Origin of the sequence: Brucella daejeonensis (genome assembly GCF_014199265.1) — a bacterium.
GTDB lineage: Bacteria > Pseudomonadota > Alphaproteobacteria > Rhizobiales > Rhizobiaceae > Brucella > Brucella daejeonensis.
The window spans coordinates 328,031-346,302 of the sequence record NZ_JACIJG010000002.1 but is presented as its reverse complement, the minus strand read 5'-3'; the positions used below and the strand labels follow the sequence as shown (position 1 = coordinate 346,302).

Below are 18,272 nucleotides of genomic sequence, written 5' to 3'. Positions count from 1 at the left end.
GATGACGAATGAAACCATTCTGAGCGTGCGCGACCTCAAGGTCACTTTCGACACGCATGACGGGCCGGTGCAGGCTGTGCGCGGCATCGACCTCGATGTGAAAGCCGGTGAAACCATCGCCATTGTGGGCGAGTCCGGTTCTGGCAAGAGCCAGACCACCATGGCCATGATGGGGCTTCTGGCCCAGAACGGCAGGGCGACGGGACAGGCGCTCTATCGCGGTCAGGACCTGATCGGCATGTCCGACAAGCAGCTGAACAGGATACGCGGCGCGAAGATCACCATGATCTTTCAGGAGCCGATGACCTCGCTCGACCCGCTTTACCGGATCGGCGACCAGTTGGCGGAACCGCTACGCTATCATCGCGGGCTGAGCAAAAAACAGGCGCGTCCGCGCATTCTGGAACTGTTGAAACTAGTTGGCATTCCCGAGCCGGAACGCCGCATCGACAGCTATCCTTACGAGCTGTCGGGCGGGCAGCGCCAGCGCGTCATGATCGCCATGGCGCTGGCCAACGAGCCGGACATATTGATTGCCGACGAGCCGACAACCGCGCTCGACGTGACCATTCAGGCGCAGATTCTCGATCTTCTGGCCGACCTGCAAAAGCGTCTCGGCATGGCCGTGGTCTTCATCACGCACGATCTCGGCATCGTGCGGCGCTTTGCCGACCGGGTCTATGTCATGCGCTCGGGCGAAGTGGTGGAAACCGGCGTGACGGAAGAGCTTTTCACCGCGCCTGAACATCCCTACACGAAGATGCTGCTCGACGCGGAGCCGGAGGGCGAAAAGGCCCCGCCACCGATGGAAGCGCCGGTGCTCATCCGCGCCGACAATGTGAAGGTCAACTTTCTCATAAACAAGCCGTGGCTTGGCGCCGCGAGCTACCTGACGGCGGTCAACAATGTTTCGCTGACGCTGAAGGAAGGGCAGACCATCGGCATCGTCGGCGAGTCGGGTTCGGGCAAGTCCACGCTTGGACGCGCTATCCTGCGCCTTCTCGATTCCGAGGGACGCATCGCCTATCTCGGGCAGGAACTGCCGCGCGAGCCGCAGGCCATGCGCCCGAAACGGCGCGAATTGCAGCTTGTGTTCCAGGACCCGTTCGGTTCGCTCAGCCCGCGCATGACCGTCGGCCGCATCATAACCGAAGGGCTTCTGATCCACGAGCCGAACCTTTCGGCCAGGGAGCGCGACCGCCGCGCGCAGGAGGCGTTGAGGGAGGTCGGTCTCGATCCGGCCATGCGCAACCGTTATCCGCACGAATTTTCCGGCGGACAGCGCCAGCGCATCGCCATCGCCCGCACGATGATCCTCAAGCCGCGCGTGATCGTGCTCGACGAGCCGACAAGCGCGCTCGACCGTTCGGTGCAGAAGCAGATCGTCACGCTCCTGCGCGATCTGCAGAAGGATCACGGGCTTTCCTATCTCTTCATCAGCCACGATATGGCCGTCGTCCGCGCTGTGTCGGACTATGTGATCGTGATGAAGAGCGGCAGGATCGTCGAACAGGGCGATACCGAACAGGTCTTCGATCATCCTCGCGAGGAATATACCAGGGCCCTCATGGCGGCGGCGCTGAGCGAGGAGCGTTTCGGAACAAACGGGTGACTATGCGGGGCTTCGGCCCCGCCCTCACCGACCTGCGACCCTTCTGGTCGATCTTGCCGGACATGCGCCCGTGGGGCATTGTGCACGCACATTCGTCGCGAAAAGCGGCATGTCAAAGCAGCATGTCACGGCAAGGAACTTTCTCATGCAGATGTATCAGGTCGATGCTTTCACCGACCGCCTTTTTCGGGAAACCCGGCTGCGGTTCTCGTTCTCGACGAATGGCTGCCGGATGCCATGATGCTGTCAATCGCGCAGGAGAACAATCTGGCCGAGACTGCTTTCGTCAAGTCCAGACCCGACGGCGCATGGGATTTGCGCTGGTTCGCTCCGGCACATGAAGTCGATTTCTGCGGTCACGCCACTCTTGCGACCGCGCATGTTCTGTTTACGAAAACCGGGGCGGTCGCGCCTTTCGTCTTCCACACAAGGGTCGGAGAACTCCAGGTCTCGAAAGAAACGGATGGATACAGGCTCGATATTCCCTGCCTGCCGCCGGAGACGATCGACAGCCTGCCGCACGAAATCGCCGGCATCTTCCCAAAGCGGCCTCTCCATATCTTCCGCAATTTCGAGAATATCTTTGTCGATCTCGGCAGCGCCGACGCCGTGCGCGGCTTCGCCCCGGACCTTGCCGCCATCGCCCTTCTTGGCTCGGTCGGCCTGGTGGTGACCGGGCAGGACGTGGAGGGGGCAAAGGCGCATTTCGTATCGCGCTATTTTGCTCCCGGCGCGGGCATTCCGGAAGATCCGGTAACGGGTTCCATCCATGCGACGCTTGTGCCCTACTGGGCGATGCGTCTCGGTCGCGACAGGCTGATGGCCTGTCAGGCTTCGGTACGCGGCGGATGGCTTGACTGCGAACTGGCCGGGGATCGCGTTATCCTGCGCGGCAATGCCGTGACATTCATGGAGGCGACGATCTTTCTGCCAGATGTGGCGTAGCCTTCGATTTGAGAGCAGTTTTCGGGAGGTTCGGGCGCGACCTTATGATAAGAGCTTCTTATGAAAGACCTTTTCGGTAGTTTGAACACACGGGAAGACCTCGCGCCGGGAGCCGTGCTGCTGCGCGGCTTTGCCCTGCCCGACGAGGATGCTATCCTGAAAGCGGTGGGCGAGGTTTCGGCTGCCGCGCCCTTCCGTCATATGGTCACGCCGGGCGGCTATCGCATGTCGGTCGCCATGACCAATTGCGGTTCCGTGGGCTGGGTGACGGATCGCACCGGCTATCGCTACAGCCCCGCCGATCCTGAAACGGGAAAACCCTGGCCGGACATGCCGCAAGCTTTTCTCGCACTTGCCCGAAGTGCGGCAAAGCAAGCGGGTTATCCCGACTTTTCGCCCGATGCCTGCCTCATCAACCGCTATGAACCCGGCGCGAAACTTTCCCTGCATCAGGACAAGGACGAGCAGGATTTTTCCAGCCCTATCGTCTCCGTTTCGCTTGGCCTTCCCGCAACTTTCCAGTTCGGCGGACTGAAGCGGACCGACCCGGTTTTGAAGCACGTTTTAAGCCATGGTGACGTGGTTGTCTGGGGCGGACCGTCGCGACTTTTTCATCATGGCATTCTCGCCCTCAAGCGTGGCGATCATGAGAAAACGGGGCATGTCAGGATCAACCTGACGTTCCGAAAAACGCACTGAATCTGCAAAAAGGGACCGTTTTCGCAGCAAAAGGGTGCAAAAACCCCCTCTCAATCATGGCAAAGAGCGAACATTTTTGTGGCTTTTCTGTGATTTTGCTCAGTTGAGAGCCTTTTGCCTCGTCTCCACATCGATGAAAAACGCAATCACACCTGCCAGCGCGAGCAGTCCCGCGAAGAGCGCGACAGCCAGATAAAAGCTCTGGCTGATGACCAGAGCGAGCGCCGAAGGCGCCAAAAGACCGCCGAGGCGGGCCATGGCCCCGGCAGCGCCCATTCCGCTTGCGCGCAGGGCGGTCGGATAGAGTTCCGGCGTGAATGCATAAAGCGCGCCCCATGTGCCGAGCAGCGCGAAACTCATGATCAGAATGGACGCCCCGACCACCCCGGAACTGGTCGCGACGGTGAAGAGCGCGCAGGCAGCGGCGCTGATAAAGAGGAATGAAATCAGGGTCTTGCGGCGTCCCCATGCTTCGACGCCATAGGCGGCGAGCGCATAGCCCGGCAATTGCGCCAGCGCGACAACGACCAGAAAACCATAGCCGCGCACGAAGCCGAAACCCTCACCGGCAAGCTTGGCCGGAATCCAGGTGAAGATGCCGTAATAGGAGACCGAAACCAGAAACCAGATCGCCAGCGCCGTAAGCGTGCGTCGGCGCAGATTGGGTGAAAGCAACCGTTCGTCCGTGACCATAAGCGGAGCTTCGAGTTGCGCCTTCGGCGGCAGTTCCGGCTTGCCGTTGCGGCGAAGTACCCGATTCATAACGGTTTTCGCCTCTTCGGCGCACCCGGATTTGAGCAGGTGCATCGGGGATTCCGGCACCCACAGGCGCAGCCAGATGCCGATCAGCGCCGGTGCTGCGGTTACGATGAAAATATAGCGCCATGCATCCTCGACGCCCGCAAGACTGGTCGCCCAGGCGGCAAGCGCGATGATGACGGTGCCGACAGCCCAGAAGCCTTCCAGCATGACCAGCCAGCGCCCGCGATTTCGGGCGGGAAGGAATTCAGCCATCATGGCATAATCGACAGGCAGGGTCCCGCCGACGGCGACGCCGGTCAGGAAACGCAGAGCGAGCAACAGGCCAAAACCGGGCGCAAAGGCGGAAAGCAGCCCGAATACGGCGTCACAGGCGACTGTCACCAGAAGCACGCGACGTCGGCCGTATTTGTCGGCAAGCCTTCCGAAGACGGCTGCGCCGATCAACATGCCAAGGAAAAACAGCGTGCCGGTCTGCAATGCCTGGGGAACGGTCAGCCCAAAGGTTTTTGCTATGGTCGCGCCGGTGAAGCCGACCGCCAGAACCTGCATGGCGTCCGCAGCCCAGACAAGGCCGAAGACACCCAGAAGACCGCGTTGAAACGCACCTGTACCCGCCTGATCGAGCGTCTGTTCGATGGTAATTTTCATGCCGCGCTATGTCCCCTGCTTCCGGCTGAATTTGTCAGCGCTTTTGCTGCGCTTCTAATCTATCGCTGTCAATCGCCCTTTTGGGGTACCGTCCGGTCTTTTGCCTGCAAATAACCCCAGAAACTCTCGGCATGGGCCGGAAGCGGCGCATCGTGGCGATAGATGCGGATTTCGGTCTGGAAATCCCATGAGGTGTCTGCGGAAGCGGGAACAAGTTCACCCTGCCGCAATTCGTCCAGAATGAGGCTTTCCGGCAGCCAGGCCGTGCCCCAGCCCGCTAGCGCCATGGCCTTTAATCCGATGGACATGGTGTTCTCATGCACGACCTGACGCTTGAACGCTGCCGCAGCGCCGAACTTCTGCGACAGTGCGGCGCCGAAAAAGGAAAAATCACCATAGCTCAGATGGGACAGCGGTTCACCGCTGGCGATGGCATGGTCCAGCGTCGGACCGTTGCCGGAAGGGCGCGAGACAGGCATCAGCCGCTCGGTGCCGAGCACGATGTAGGGAAATTGCGTACGATCGACGAGGATCGGTACCGAATTATGGGCATAGGTGAGAAAGAAATGGACCTCGCCCTCGGTCAGTGTCGCGATATTGTCTTCGAAACCACCTCTGTCGGGGCTGAGCAGGGAACGGATGCCGCCGATATCGTTGTCGATCTGCTTCAGCCATTGCGGGAAGAATGTAACCGTCAATGTGTGCAGGGCCGAAAAGGTAAGGACAGGGTTTTGCACCTCGCGGTTCGGTTGCAGCGCCTTGCGGGTATTGTAGAACTGGCGTACCGCGTCCTGCGCGACAGGCAGAAAGGCCCTGCCCTCGCGGGTCAGTTCGGCGGGAAATGTGGCCCGGTTGACGAGCGTTACGCTCAACCAGAGTTCCAACTGCTTGATGCGGCGGGAAAAGGCCGATTGCGTCACGTGCCGGGCATCAGCCGCGCGTGAAAAACTCGACGTTGCCGCCAGCGCAATGAAGTCTTCCAGCCATTTCAGTTCCATTTTTTTCGGGCCTTTTCAGGGAAGAAGGGTGCGAGTCATCCTCAAGGCAACTTGCGGTACTTTCTTATGCAATTTCTGCATAGTCATTGCAAAACATAGCATTGGCAGCCTTAAAAGTTTTTCCGTACCGTTTTTCCACATCTATCATTCAGTTGTCCGAGGACGTGCTTTGGCCAGGGAAATTTATTTGAACGGCGCCTTCGTTGGCGAGAACGAAGCGAAAGTGTCGGTGTTCGACCGAGGGTTTCTTTTCGGCGACGGGATTTACGAGGTCAGTGCCATCATCGATGGCCGTCTCGTCGACAATGAACTGCATCTTGCCCGCCTGGAACGTTCGGTCCGGGAACTGGGCATTCCCCTGCCCGCTTCGCTCGACGATATCCGCGCCGCCCAGATCGAACTGATCCGCCGCAACGAATTGCGCGAAGGCGTCGTCTACATGCAGGTGACGCGCGGCGAAGCCGAGCGTGATTTCAACTACGCGGACGATATCAAGCCGAATTTCGTGATGTTCACCCAGGCGAAAAATCTCGCCAATGCCCCGTCGGTACTCAATGGCGTGCGGGTGGATGTGGCGCCCGATACGCGCTGGGCCCGCCGCGATATCAAGACCGTCATGTTGCTTGCGCAGGTGCTGGCGAAGAAGCAGGCCAGAAGCAAGGGGTTTCACGAGGTGTGGCTGGTCGAAGACGGTTTTGTCACGGAAGGCGGTTCCTCGACGGCCTTCATCATAACCGGCGACAATGTGCTGGTTACGCGCCCGAACTCCCATGCCATCCTTCCGGGCTGCACGCGCCGGGCGGTCATCAGCATTGCCGAAGAGCAGAACCTGCGGATCGAGGAACGCCTGTTCACTGTCGATGAGGCGAAGGCTGCGAAAGAAGCGTTCCTGACGAGCGCATCGAGCTTCGTGACGCCGATCGTCGGCATCGCGGATCACATCGTTGCGGATGGCAAGCCGGGGCCGATAACCCGCCGCTTGCAGGAAATCTACATGGAACTTGCGAGAAACAGCGCCGAGCCGGTGCTCTGAAATTCTTGCGATTTCGGGCTGGTGTCAGGCTCTTTCATGTATGTAGGAATGGCCTCACCACTTTTGATTTGCACGGGAGAAACAGGATGGCCGGAACGGCTCGCGATTACGGTATCACCTGCGGTGCGATGCCGACCGGCGTGAACAATGCCATCACGGATGTTCCGGGCGTTCTCGTCGGCCATCGCACCTTGCGCCAGGGCGATATCAATACGGGCGTGACGGCCATTCTCCCGCATAATGGCAATCTCTATCGCCGCAAGGTTCTGGCCGCCTGCGATGTCATCAACGGTTTCGGCAAAAGTACCGGCCTCGTCCAGATCGAGGAACTGGGGACGCTTGAAACGCCGATCCTGCTTACCAATACGTTCGGCGTCGGCACCTGCGCCAATACCCTGATCCGCGAGGCGATTGCCGCCAACCCGGATATCGGGCGCACGACGGCGACCGTCAATCCGGTCGTGCTTGAATGCAATGACGGGCCGCTGAATGATATTCAGGCGATGGCGGTCACGGAAGACGATGCAAGGCTGGCTTTACGGGATGCGGGACCGGGGGTCGCTGAAGGCAATGTCGGCGCCGGAACAGGCATGACCTGCTTCGGCTTCAAGGGTGGCATCGGCACGTCGTCGCGCCAGTTCGAGCTTGGCGGGATGGTGCATCATCTTGGCATTCTGGCGCTGACCAATTTCGGGCGTACTGGCGATCTGGTGCTTCCCGATGGGCGGATGCCCTCCTCGAAGGCCGCCCCCCAGCCGGAGAAGGGGTCAGTCATTCTGGTGTTGGCCACGGACGTAGCGATGGAACACCGCCAGCTCAGGCGCGTAACCCGCCGCTGTGGCGCCGGGCTGGCGCGTCTCGGTTCCTTCTGGGGGCACGGAAGCGGCGACATCGCGGTCGGCTTTTCCACGGCGGTCACGTTCGACCACGACGAGCAGAGGGACGTGTTCAATATCGCCGTGCTGAACGAAAACCGTATCGATACGCTGTTCCGCGCCGCCGCCGAGGCGACACAGGAGGCCGTTCTCAATTCGATGTGCATGGCTGAACCCATGCGCGGAAGGGCTGCGAGCCGCCACTCGCTTGCGGACTGGCTGGAAATTCATGGGAACTAACCGTCCTTATTTCCTGTGCATTGCCGCTCATCAAACCCTGATCCACGATGAGGAAAGTGGCAATATGCGCTCAACCATGAGTCGCTGTCGCCTTTAACAAGGTCCCTCGAATGTGGGCTTTCGGCGCATATTCCTTGTGGATATAAAGGGCGCTTCGTTTCCGGGGCGGTCGATATGCTCTCCGTAGACAATGCCGAATTTCAGGACCCGATTTTTGACGATATCGCTTGTTCGCCTGACCGTTTTGGGAAGTATCGCTCCGCTACTGGCCGCTTGCATCGCGGTCGGTCCTGACTATCGCAAGCCGGATGTGCTGACGCCTTCGGGCTGGAATAGCAAGACCGGAACGCAGGCCCCCCGTCTCGGTGACTGGTGGAACCGCCTTGGCGATCCCCTTCTGGACCAATTGATCGCGGACGGGATTGCGGGCAGTCCCGATATGGCGACGGCCAAGGCGAAGGTTCGTCAGGCGCGCGCCAATTTCACATCGGCGGGCGGCGGGCTTTATCCAGACCTTAAGGGAGCCGGAAAGTACCAGAGGTCCGACGGTCCGGTAACGGCGTCCGGGGACCAGTCCAGCCTCGGCTTCAACACGACATGGGAACTCGACCTTTTCGGCGGCAACAAGCGCGGCGTCGAGGCCGCTTACTACAATGTCGAATCCGCCAATGAACAGTTGCGGGCAGCACTGGTCACGCTCATCGGCGACATAGCCACCAATTATGCAAATTTGCGCGGTGCCCAGGCTGACATCGCCATTGCTCAGCGCAATGCCGCGTCGCAGCGGCAGACAGTGGCGCTCACGCGTAGCCAGCTCGAAGCCGGACAGATTTCGCAGGTCGATCTTCTGAGTGCGGAAACGCAGGCCGCGACCACGGAATCGCAGATACCGGGTCTGCGGATCAATTACGCGCAATATCTGAACCAGCTTTCGGTGCTTACGGGGCGTTCCTCGTCGGCGCTTGCGGCCGTTCTGGACAAACCGCGCTCGATCCCGACCGTGCCGCGCAAAGTGTCTGCCGGACTGCCCGCCGACCTGTTGTCCAGCCGCCCGGATATAAGGGCTGCGGAACGCGATTATGCAAGTTCCACCGCAAGCGTCGGGCAGAAACAGGCCCTGCTTTATCCGTCTGTTTCGCTGACCGGCAACATCAATACGGGCGGGGCGAGTTTCGGCGATCTGGGCAGGCTGTCGACGATCAGCTGGGGCTTCGGGCCGAGCCTTACGGTTCCGATCTTTCAGGGTGGCAAGCTGAACGCTGATGTGGAAGCTGCGAGAGCGGCCCGCGACCAGTCCTTCATCGCCTATCGTAAAGCCATCCTGACGGCGCTGAGCGAAGTCGAGAATGCCAGCGTGTCGCTCAACCAGAACCGGTTGCGGGCGGCGCAGTTGCGGAGGATCGTCAGCAACAGCCGCAAGATCAATCAACTGACGCTTGAACAGTACCGGGCAGGCACGAAGAGCTTTGTCGATGTGCTGACCGCGCAGCGCGATCTTCTGACCGCGGAAAACAATCTGAGCCAGACCAGAACCCAACTGGTCGTCAATTATGTAGCGCTGCAAAAGGCTTTGGGCGGCGGCTGGAACGGGCTTGTCGAGGTCGGGAAACCCGAAGTCGTCGACGGCCGCACAGGGCCGCATATCGTCAGGAGAACGCCCGTGCCGCCGCTGACAACGGATAAGAGACCATTATGAAATCCAAGCAGAAACGCGGTTTTCGCTGGCGCCTCTGGCTGGCTGTCCTCATCGCATTGCTGATCGCCGGATATTTCGTCATGCGCTATCTGACGCAGAAGGAGCCATTGCCTGCCACGATGGCGATTGCGCGGGGCGATATTGAAAGTTCGGTGCTCGCCACCGGCACCCTGCGGCCGAAGAGCCTTGTCGCCATCGGCGCGCAGGCGACGGGGCGCATCCTCTCGTTCAAGGTGGCGCCGGGGCAGCAGGTCAAGGCGGGTGACGTGGTGGCGCTGATCGATTCCACCAACCAGCAGAACGAGCTGAACAAGGCGCAGGCCACGCTTAGTCAGAACGAAGCGACCCGGACGCAATATCTGGCCGAACTGGAACTTGCCCGGCAGGATCTCGCCCGCAACCAGATGATGATCGGCAGGAACGCCGTGGCGCGAGCGGAATATGACAAGGCCGTCAGCGCGCTGAAATCCAAGGAGGCGCAGGTCGCCAACAGCGAAGCGGCCATCGCGGTATCGAAAATCGATGTGCAGATCGCCGAAACCAACCTCGCCTATACGCGTATCACCGCTCCGGTGGACGGTACGATCCTTGCGGCCGTGGTGCAGGAAGGCCAGACCGTCAATGCCGAGCAGAGCGCGCCGACCATCGCCATTCTGGGGCAGCTCGACACGATGACCGTCGAAGCGGATATTTCGGAAGCCGATATCACGCAGGTGCGTGAGGGAATGCCGCTTTATTTCACGATCTCGGGCCAGAATACGAAGCGCTACGATGCCAGGCTGGAAAAGATCGAACCGGCGCCGGATTCCATCGTAAGCGACAAGAGCTTCACGACGACAACAGCGACAGCCGCGGCGGGCACGGCAACCGCTTCGGCGATCTATTACAAGGGGATTTTCAGCGTTCCAAATCCAGACGGCCTGCTCAGAACCTATATGACGACGGAAGTTCATATCGTTTTGGCGAATGCGAAGAATGTGCTTGTCGCTCCCGTATCCGCGCTTCGCGACGCGAAGGTGGAGAACAAGGCCATGGTTCGTGTCGTCACGGCAGACGACAAGATCGAGGAACGGACGGTCGAGACCGGCATTACCGACAGGATCAACACCGAAATCAGGTCGGGACTGAACGAGGGCGACAAGATCGTGATCGACAACCAGTCCGCGCCCGCCGGCCCGACTGGAATGTGACATGAGTGAAGCGCCGCTCATCACGCTCACGGGCATTTCCCGACGCTATCCATCGGGCGAGGATTTCACGACGGTTCTCAACCATGTGAACCTGACCATCGAGCGCGGTGAGATGGTGGCGATCATCGGTGCGTCCGGCTCGGGCAAATCCACGCTGATGAACATTCTTGGCTGTCTCGACCGTCCTTCGGAGGGCGAGTATCTGATTTCGGGTCGCGCCACCTCGGAGCTCGAGGCCGATGAGCTGGCCGAACTGCGGCGTGAGCATTTCGGCTTCATTTTCCAGCGCTATCATCTGTTGGGCGAACTGGATGCGGTCGGAAATGTCGAAATTCCAGCCATTTATTCGGGCCAGAACAAGACGGCACGCCGCGCGAAGGCCGAAAACATCCTGCGGCGGCTCGGCATGGGCGAGCGCACCCATCACCGACCGAGCCAGCTATCGGGCGGGCAGCAGCAGCGCGTTTCCATCGCCCGTGCGCTCATCAACGATGCCGATGTCATTCTGGCCGACGAACCGACCGGCGCGCTCGACAGTCATAGCGGCGAGGAAGTCCTCGGCATCCTGCAGGAACTGAACCGAGAAGGGCGCACGATCATCATCGTCACCCACGACCGGCAGGTGGCCGCGAGGGCAAGCCGCATCATCGAGATCAGCGATGGCGAGATCGTTTCCGACACGCGGAAGGATGAGGTTGCACCGCCGCCTGCCCCCCTGTCCGCAAAACAGGAGGAGAAACCCGGTTTCCTCGCCGGTATGCGTGACCGTTTCAGCGAAGCATTCGTGATGGCGCTGCGTTCCATGAATGCGCACCGGTTACGCACTTTCCTGACCATGCTCGGCATCATCATCGGCACGGCGTCGGTCGTCTGCGTCGTGGCGCTCGGCCAGGGATCGCAGCGGCAGATTCTGGAGCAGATCAGCGATCTCGGCACCAATACGCTTTATATCACGCCCGGCAAGGGCTTTGGCGATCTGAAGGCGGCGCAGATCACCACGCTCAATATAGGCGATGCGACCGAGATGGCGAAACTGCCCTATGTGGTGGCGGCGACGCCCTCTGACACGACGAGTTCCACCGTCCGCGTCGATGGCAAGGAGGTCAGCGTCTCCGTCAACGGGGTCGGCTCGGAATATTTCGTTACGCGCAACAGCAAGCTTCTGGAAGGACGTTTCTTCGATCAGCGCAACGTCGATGACCTGGCACAGGTCGCGGTGATCGACGAAACCGCCAAAACCACCCTTTTCCCACACGAAACCGGGTCCGTGATCGGGAAGATCATCCTTTTGAAGAATGTCCCGGTTCGAATCGTCGGCGTTGTGAAAGCCGAGGAGCGCGGAATGGGTTCCGCACAGACACTGGAAATCTATATCCCCCATACCACGGTGCGGACCCGCATGACCGGTTCGCGCTCGTTGCAGATGGTCATCGTGCGGATTGCCGACACCATGGATGCGGCGGAAGCGGAGAAGGTGATCACGGCGTTTCTGACCAAACGTCATGGAGAGAAGGATTTCTCGATCTTCAACACCGACACTTTGCAGAAGACCATTCAGGCAACGACCGCGACACTGGCCCTGCTCGTCTCCAGCATCGCAGGCATATCGCTGTTCGTGGGTGGCATCGGCGTCATGAACATCATGCTTGTGGCCGTTTCGGAAAGGATCAATGAAATCGGTGTCCGCATGGCCATCGGGGCGCGACGGAGCGATATATTGCAGCAATTTCTCATCGAGGCGGCACTCGTCTGCCTCATCGGCGGCATTCTGGGCGTTCTGTTCGCGGCGGGATTCGGCGTGCTGTTCGCACAGTTCAACACCATGTTCCATCTCATCTATTCGACGGCATCCATCGTCATCGCGCTGCTTTGCTCCAGCTTGATCGGCATCGGTTTCGGCTTCGTGCCAGCCCGCAATGCTTCCAAACTCGATCCCGTCGTGGCGCTTGCGCGCGATTGACCTCGGCAAGCAGGTGAGTCCTTTCCGCCGTTCCGCAACAGTGCCGGAGCGGCGGAATTTACAGGCGGCCAAAACTACCAATGATTGTCTTATTCCTCATATATCATAATAAGAATATTCTTTAATTTATTGAATTATATTTATAATCATATGCAACCGAAGGTCTTGATTGATTAGTTCCATAACAGACGGCATTGCCGCCTGCCGGATAAATTTCTCTCATTCGAGCCGTTTCGGAAGGAGGTTGTTAACCTTCATTTTCTATTACTTGGGCTCATTCAGGCGACAGTATCTATGGTTCAGGTATCATGCGTAATTTGAGAGAAAATTTCCCCCAGTCTACCGGAAATCGTACAGAGAACGCCCAAGACCCGAAACTGTCTCGCGGTCAGACGGGAAGTCACAATCCAGCCAGCGACGATGCCTGGAAAATCCACTTTTCGCTCGGTGAGAACGTTCGGTTTACCCGCACACCGGAAGCGGAGTTGATGCGCCGTCGCGGTGAGGAATTGCCGGAAATCAGCGAACGTTCGCATGGTGATGCCGCAGAAGATGCTTCTGCCGCCAACGTGGGGGAAGTGGCCGAATCTCAACCGATGGCCGTTGCGGCACTGCAAGAGACCGTGTCGCTCGGCATGGTTCGCTCCCCTGTTGCGCCCACGCCGCCCATCGTGCCGAAAGCGCCCGTTGCCGTCGCAGCACCTGTCGCGCCCGTATTGGAAGCTGCTCCGGTTGTGGTCGCCGCGAAAACACCGGCACAACCTTCGGCGTTTGCCTATCTGTCCGATTTCGCCTTCTGGGAAGGCTGCGATGTCGATGCGGCTCTCGTTCCGGCAACGGAACGTACCATGATGGACGCTGTTGTATCGGTCGCTCCCGTCGAGCCGCGCAAGCCCGCGCCGACAGTTGAGTCCATTCTTGCGCAGTTTCGCATTCGCGAATGGTCCAAGCAGCCCGCCGAGGAACCGGCAGTCGCAACCGTGCCGCAGCCGGCGGCTGAAACTCCCGCGCCCGTCGCGACGCCTGCTCCACAGGAAATCCCGGCGCAGGCAGCTGTCGAGCCTGTCGCTGAAGTAGCTGCGGAGGCGGCTATCGAGCCAAGCCTTGAAACTGCCGGCGAAGCCACGGAAGACGAAGTCGTATTGACGGTCGCGGATGCTGAAGAACACGTCGCCGAAGAGGTCGAGATCGCCAGCCCGGTCGCCAAGGCGCCCGCTCCGGCAAAGGCCGCACCTTCGGTCGCTCTTTATCAGCCGCAGCCCCTCCCCCGCGCGGAGGCGCCAGTCATTCACGGCACTTACGAGTTCCCGCCGCGCGATCTGCTTCAAATGCCGCCCGTACTGGACGGAAACGTCATCACACAGGAAATGCTGGAGCGCAGCGCGGGACTTCTGGAAAGCGTGTTGGAAGATTTCGGCGTGCGCGGCGAGATTATCCATGTCCGCCCCGGCCCTGTCGTTACACTTTATGAATTCGAACCGGCTCCGGGCGTGAAATCATCCCGTGTTATCGGCCTTGCCGACGATATCGCCCGCTCCATGTCGGCGCTTTCCGCCCGCGTTGCCGTCGTTCCGGGTCGCAATGTTATCGGCATCGAACTGCCGAACGCCAATCGCGAAACCGTCTATCTGCGTGAGATGATCGATAGCCGCACCTTCGAGGCATCGAATTACCGCCTGCCGCTTTGCCTTGGCAAAGGCATCGGCGGCGAGCCTATCATCGCGGAACTGGCCAAGATGCCTCACCTTCTGGTGGCAGGCACCACCGGTTCCGGCAAGTCGGTTGCCATCAACACGATGATCCTGTCGCTGCTCTACCGCTTCAAGCCGGAAGAATGCCGCCTGATCATGGTCGATCCGAAAATGCTGGAACTGTCCATCTATGACGGTATTCCGCATCTCCTCACGCCAGTCGTGACCGATCCGAAAAAGGCCGTCGTTGCCCTGAAATGGGCCGTGCGCGAGATGGAAGACCGCTATCGCAAGATGGCCCGGCTTGGCGTGCGCAATATTGAGGGTTTCAATCAGCGCTCGGCCTCCGCCAAGGGCAAGGGCGAGACGGTGATGTGCACGGTTCAGTCCGGCTTCGACAAGGAAACGGGTGAGCCGACCTACATTCAGGAAGAACTAGACCTGACGCCGATGCCTTATATCGTGGTCATCATCGATGAGATGGCCGACCTGATGATGGTCGCGGGCAAGGATATTGAAGGCGCTGTCCAGCGTCTGGCGCAGATGGCGCGTGCTGCCGGTATTCATCTCATCATGGCGACGCAGCGTCCTTCGGTCGATGTCATCACCGGCACGATCAAGGCGAACTTCCCGACCCGTATTTCCTTCCAGGTCACGTCCAAGATCGACAGCCGCACGATCCTCGGCGAAATGGGCGCCGAACAGCTTCTTGGCCAGGGCGACATGCTGCATATGGCAGGCGGTGGTCGTATTGTCCGCGTCCACGGCCCGTTCGTTTCCGACGAGGAAGTCGAAAAGGTGGTCAACCATCTGAAGGAGCAGGGGCGCCCGGATTATCTGGCCACCGTCACGGAAGATGAGGAAGAAGAAGAGGCTGCGCCGGAAGCCGCCGTGTTCGACAATACCTCGATGGGGTCTGAAGATGGCGACGACGTATATGAACAGGCCGTCAAGGTCGTGATGCGCGACAAGAAATGCTCGACTTCCTATATCCAGCGTCGCCTCGGCATCGGTTATAACCGCGCCGCCTCGCTCGTCGAGCGGATGGAAAAGGACGGTCTGGTCGGCCCTGCCAACCATGTCGGCAAGCGCGAGATACTGACAGGCAATCGCGACTAGATGAGCATTTATAGAAGGCCGGGGTCATGGTGTGCCCCGGCTTTTCTCTGTCATTCCATGAGCTTGTCAGGGTGGTTTCAGCAAGATGGCGAGAGCCGTTTTGGCGGAATCGAAACTGTTGCGTGAATGCGCTTGTCAATAGTTAAAATTTGGTTAATACTTCATTCATTCGTACATTCTTGACATCAGGCCGGGGTAACCAGATGGTCGCCCTGCGCCCATAAACAGGGAGAATGATCGATGAAGAGCATAATTATCGGCCCTACCGACAAGGACCGGGCCGTTACGCGGCAAATATTGCAGCGTATCCATGCGCAGATGCCCAAACCATCCAACGACAAGACGCAGGTTTGCAACGTCCTGCGTCTTGCGAAGGGTGGTTATTCCCATCGTCGGCGGAAAATTCATAAACTCGCCTGATGGATGATGCGAGTATCGAGTTTCTTTGCAGCGCCATGCGCGCGCCAGCGCAGCAGGCGCTGTCATTGTTTCCGCAAATTCATTGCCGATGCTTCCGGTGGAAGCCTGTCCATTTCCGTATTTCGATCACGGACGCGACCTTTCCGCTCACGCTCTTTTGGTTATCGCGCTCTTTTTATAGGCTGACGACTGGAGTATTGGATGGGGATCAAGGATTTCCCTGCCTAAGGAAAAAACATGCCCTTCACCAGCGCACAAAACCAGCAGAATGTCAGGAAACATTCCCGTTTCTTCCTTGGTTTCATGGTCGTGCTGGGCACGATTTTCTTCCTCCTGTTTGTCGGCCTCGGTGTCTGGCAGGTGGAGCGTCTGCAATGGAAGCTTGACCTCATCGCGCGCGTCGACGCGCACATCCATGCTGAACCCGTCGCGGCACCGGGCAAGGACGATTGGGCCAATGTCAATGCGACGGATGACGAATATCGTCATGTCACGCTGACGGGAACCTATCTGAACGACCGGCAGGTGCTGGTTCATGCGCTGACCGAGCGGGGAGCGGGTTACTGGGTACTGACACCTATGCGCTCAGGCGACGGCGCGCTGACTTTCGTCAATCGCGGCTTCGTGCCGAGCGACGGGCGCGGTACATTGGGACAGGCGGAAACGCAAATTGCAGGCGAAACGACCGTGACCGGCCTTCTGCGGATGCCCGAACCTGGCGGTTTCTTCCTGCGTCCCAACGATCCGGCGCGCGACGACTGGAATTCACGCGACGTCGCGGCCTTTGCGGCCAAGGCCGGTCTGGGGCCGGTCGCGCCTTATTTCATCGATGCGGATGCAAGTTCCAATCCCGGCAAGCTGCCGGTGGGGGGGCTGACGGTGGTCAGGTTCCGCAACAGCCATCTTTCCTATGCCATCACATGGTTTGCGCTGGCCGCCATGGTTGCCGGTGCCGCCATTTTTGTCTGGCGGCACGAGCGGAAATCGTAAGGTCAGATATGCAAGGCGTGACCGAGCGCCTTCATGGTCGCTTCGGCAAAGCCCTCGCCCATGGTCGGATGCGCATGGATCGTTCCCGCAATATCCTCAAGCCGCGCACCCATTTCGACTGCCTGAGCGAAAGCCGACGACAGTTCGGAGATACCCGCGCCGACCGCCTGAATTCCCAGAATGAGATGATTGTCGGCGCGCGCGACGACACGGATCATGCCGTCGTCGCGTTCCATCGTCATGGCGCGGCCGTTGGCCTGGAACGGGAAAATGCCGATCTGGATTTCATGCCCGGTCTTGCGCGCCTCGTCGGGCGACAGGCCCACCGTCACGATTTCCGGGTCGGTGAAGCAGACCGCGGGAATTGCCCGCTTGTCCCAGACCTGTTTTCCGCCCGCGACGATCTCGGCGACCATTTCGCCCTGCGCCATGGCTCGGTGTGCCAGCATGGGTTCGCCGGTAACGTCGCCGATCGCATAAATTCCGCGCATTGAGGTGCGGCAGCGGTCATCGATGCGGATAAAGCGCCCGTCCATATCGAGCCGGACTTCGCTCAAGCCCCAGCCGTCGGTCTGCGGCTTTCGCCCGACCGTGACGAGTACCTTGTCCGCCTCGATGGTTTTCGTGCTTTCGTCCGCTGTCAATACTTCCAGCGCCTTTCCATCCGACGACAGCCCCTTGGCCGATGTGCCGGTCAGAACCTCGATACCCAACGCTTTCAGCCTTGCCATGACGGGGCGTGTCAGTTCGGCATCATATTGCGGCAGGATTCGGTCGGTGGCCTCGACCACGGTGACTTTCGCGCCTAGCTTGGCAAAGGCCGTCCCGATTTCCAGCCCGATATAGCCGCCGACAACGGCCAGCTTCGTCGGTATCTTTTCCAGCGACAGCGCCTCGGTCGAGGAAATGACATTGCCGCCGAACGGCAGCGATTGCACCTCCACTGGGACGGAACCGGTCGCGATCACGATATTTTCGGCATGAATGGTCTGGTGGCCCGTATCGGTATCTACCAGGACGGTCTTGCCGTCCAGAAACCGCGCCTGCCCGTGGAACATGCGCACGCGCGACCGTTTCAGCAGTCCCGCCACGCCGCTGTTGAGGCGGTTGACGATGCCGTCTTTCCATTCGACGGTTCTGGCGAAATCGATCTTCGGGCTTTCAGCGGTGATGCCAAGCGCGCTCTTCGCCGTGAAACCCGTCAGGCGATGAAATTCGTCTGCCGCGTGGATCAGCGCCTTGGACGGAATGCAGCCGACATTGAGGCAGGTGCCGCCGAGGCGGGTTTTCTCCACCAGAACAGTGTCGATGCCAAGCTGACCGGCACGTATGCCGCAGACATAGCCGCCGGGTCCGCCGCCGATAATCAGAAGCTTGCAGGAAATCTCGCTCAT

General features: G+C 59.7%; 13 protein-coding genes and 2 pseudogenes. 12 read left to right on the top strand and 3 right to left on the bottom strand.

All coding sequences use genetic code 11. From position 1 onward, the window contains the following. The first annotated feature begins 1 nt into the window (after position 1). From FHS76_RS03895 to alkB, 3 genes are all read left to right on the top strand, one after another. The gene (locus FHS76_RS03895; protein ID WP_183648369.1) at positions 2-1,612 is read left to right on the top strand and encodes an ABC transporter ATP-binding protein; all 1,611 of its coding nucleotides are present in this window, start codon (positions 2-4) and stop codon (positions 1,610-1,612) included. 78 nt (positions 1,613-1,690) lie between these two features. Next, a complete protein-coding gene (locus FHS76_RS03890) occupies positions 1,691-2,557 on the top strand; it encodes a PhzF family phenazine biosynthesis protein (RefSeq protein ID WP_235992555.1) in 867 nt (288 codons plus the stop codon). A 60-nt stretch (positions 2,558-2,617) separates the two neighbouring features. Beyond that, a complete protein-coding gene (gene alkB, locus FHS76_RS03885) occupies positions 2,618-3,256 on the top strand; it encodes a DNA oxidative demethylase AlkB (RefSeq protein WP_183648366.1) in 639 nt (212 codons plus the stop codon). Between the two features lie 99 nt (positions 3,257-3,355). On the opposite strand, the gene FHS76_RS03880 is transcribed toward alkB, so the two are convergent. Beyond that, positions 3,356-4,666 (bottom strand): MFS transporter, encoded by a 1,311-nt coding sequence (locus FHS76_RS03880; RefSeq protein WP_183648363.1) that lies wholly within the window; start codon positions 4,664-4,666, stop codon positions 3,356-3,358. Positions 4,667-4,734: 68 nt separating this feature from the next. Then, a complete protein-coding gene (locus FHS76_RS03875; RefSeq protein ID WP_183648360.1) occupies positions 4,735-5,664 on the bottom strand; it encodes a LysR family transcriptional regulator in 930 nt (309 codons plus the stop codon). Positions 5,665-5,851: 187 nt separating this feature from the next. Between FHS76_RS03875 and FHS76_RS03870 the strand changes: the two genes are divergently transcribed. The 9 genes and pseudogenes from FHS76_RS03870 to FHS76_RS03835 all read left to right on the top strand — a co-directional run bounded on the left by FHS76_RS03870 (position 5,852) and on the right by FHS76_RS03835 (position 16,878). Next, positions 5,852-6,697: a D-amino-acid transaminase gene (locus FHS76_RS03870; protein ID WP_235992554.1), complete on the top strand. Its 846-nt coding sequence runs from the start codon at positions 5,852-5,854 to the stop codon at positions 6,695-6,697. 86 nt (positions 6,698-6,783) lie between these two features. Further along, a complete protein-coding gene (locus FHS76_RS03865) occupies positions 6,784-7,812 on the top strand; it encodes a DmpA family aminopeptidase (protein WP_183648355.1) in 1,029 nt (342 codons plus the stop codon). A 214-nt stretch (positions 7,813-8,026) separates the two neighbouring features. Then, positions 8,027-9,508, top strand: coding sequence for an efflux transporter outer membrane subunit (locus FHS76_RS03860; protein ID WP_183648352.1), 1,482 nt, complete (start codon positions 8,027-8,029; stop codon positions 9,506-9,508). After that, positions 9,505-10,698 carry an efflux RND transporter periplasmic adaptor subunit gene (locus tag FHS76_RS03855; protein WP_183648347.1) on the top strand — a complete coding sequence of 398 codons (1,194 nt, stop codon included), beginning with the start codon at positions 9,505-9,507 and terminating at the stop codon, positions 10,696-10,698. Before FHS76_RS03860 ends, FHS76_RS03855 begins: the two co-directional genes overlap by 4 nt. 1 nt (position 10,699) lies before the next feature. Continuing rightward, positions 10,700-12,658: a MacB family efflux pump subunit gene (locus tag FHS76_RS03850; protein WP_183648343.1), complete on the top strand. Its 1,959-nt coding sequence runs from the start codon at positions 10,700-10,702 to the stop codon at positions 12,656-12,658. Positions 12,659-12,966: 308 nt separating this feature from the next. After that, a pseudogene (locus tag FHS76_RS22865) lies at positions 12,967-13,365 on the top strand (DNA translocase FtsK); the annotation flags it as partial. 54 nt (positions 13,366-13,419) lie between these two features. Then, positions 13,420-15,468 (top strand): annotated as a pseudogene (locus FHS76_RS03845) (DNA translocase FtsK); the annotation flags it as partial. A gap of 240 nt (positions 15,469-15,708) precedes the next feature. Continuing rightward, the gene (locus FHS76_RS03840) at positions 15,709-15,888 is read left to right on the top strand and encodes a hypothetical protein (protein ID WP_183648337.1); all 180 of its coding nucleotides are present in this window, start codon (positions 15,709-15,711) and stop codon (positions 15,886-15,888) included. Positions 15,889-16,125: 237 nt separating this feature from the next. Further along, the gene (locus FHS76_RS03835; protein WP_328700431.1) at positions 16,126-16,878 is read left to right on the top strand and encodes an SURF1 family protein; all 753 of its coding nucleotides are present in this window, start codon (positions 16,126-16,128) and stop codon (positions 16,876-16,878) included. A 2-nt stretch (positions 16,879-16,880) separates the two neighbouring features. Here FHS76_RS03835 and lpdA read toward each other — a convergent pair whose 3' ends face one another. After that, positions 16,881-18,272 carry a dihydrolipoyl dehydrogenase gene (lpdA, locus tag FHS76_RS03830; RefSeq protein WP_183648334.1) on the bottom strand — a complete coding sequence of 464 codons (1,392 nt, stop codon included), beginning with the start codon at positions 18,270-18,272 and terminating at the stop codon, positions 16,881-16,883.

Excerpts from the sequence above, each read along its gene's own strand:
- FHS76_RS03840 (WP_183648337.1), top strand. The coding sequence starts at position 15,709 with ATGAAGAGCATAATTATCGGCCCTACCGACAAGGACCGGGCCGTTACG.
- FHS76_RS03865 (WP_183648355.1), top strand. The coding sequence starts at position 6,784 with ATGGCCGGAACGGCTCGCGATTACGGTATCACCTGCGGTGCGATGCCG.
- lpdA (WP_183648334.1), bottom strand. The coding sequence starts at position 18,272 with ATGAGCGAGATTTCCTGCAAGCTTCTGATTATCGGCGGCGGACCCGGC.
- FHS76_RS03850 (WP_183648343.1), top strand. The coding sequence starts at position 10,700 with ATGAGTGAAGCGCCGCTCATCACGCTCACGGGCATTTCCCGACGCTAT.
- FHS76_RS03880 (WP_183648363.1), bottom strand. The coding sequence starts at position 4,666 with ATGAAAATTACCATCGAACAGACGCTCGATCAGGCGGGTACAGGTGCG.
- FHS76_RS03835 (WP_328700431.1), top strand. The coding sequence starts at position 16,126 with ATGCCCTTCACCAGCGCACAAAACCAGCAGAATGTCAGGAAACATTCC.
- FHS76_RS03855 (WP_183648347.1), top strand. The coding sequence starts at position 9,505 with ATGAAATCCAAGCAGAAACGCGGTTTTCGCTGGCGCCTCTGGCTGGCT.
- FHS76_RS03875 (WP_183648360.1), bottom strand. The coding sequence starts at position 5,664 with ATGGAACTGAAATGGCTGGAAGACTTCATTGCGCTGGCGGCAACGTCG.
- alkB (WP_183648366.1), top strand. The coding sequence starts at position 2,618 with ATGAAAGACCTTTTCGGTAGTTTGAACACACGGGAAGACCTCGCGCCG.
- FHS76_RS03895 (WP_183648369.1), top strand. The coding sequence starts at position 2 with ATGACGAATGAAACCATTCTGAGCGTGCGCGACCTCAAGGTCACTTTC.